1 protein-coding gene is annotated in these 270 nt (G+C 65.2%); it reads right to left on the bottom strand.

What is annotated here, in order from left to right; translation table 11 throughout:
- A partial coding sequence (locus ACSV5T_RS09870; protein ID WP_438320998.1) for a hypothetical protein occupies positions 1–270 on the bottom strand: 270 nt, incomplete at both ends.

Below are 270 nucleotides of genomic sequence, written 5' to 3'. Positions count from 1 at the left end.
GTCGGCTTGAAGTCACCGCGTTCGGCTGCCGTGAGGGCGGCCTCGACGTGATGGTTGCGCGGGATGACGGCCGGGTTGTGCTGACGCATGAGCCGGGTGACGTCTTCATCCGGGAGACCTTGTTCCCCGAGACGTTTCCGCCAAGCGGCGAGCCACGCCTTGCCGTCGTCCTGGTTGGCGAAGGCGAGTGCTTCGGTGTCGCCGAGCGTGAGCGCGCGGAACGTGTTCGTGAAGTCGGCCTCGGTTTCCATCATGAGCCGGAGCAATTCA

Origin of the sequence: Veillonella sp. ZSJB6 (genome assembly GCF_051549505.1) — a bacterium.
Taxonomy (GTDB): Bacteria; Bacillota; Negativicutes; order Veillonellales; family Veillonellaceae; genus Veillonella.
Note: the sequence above shows the minus strand (reverse complement) of the source record. Positions and strands in the feature narration are given on the sequence as shown.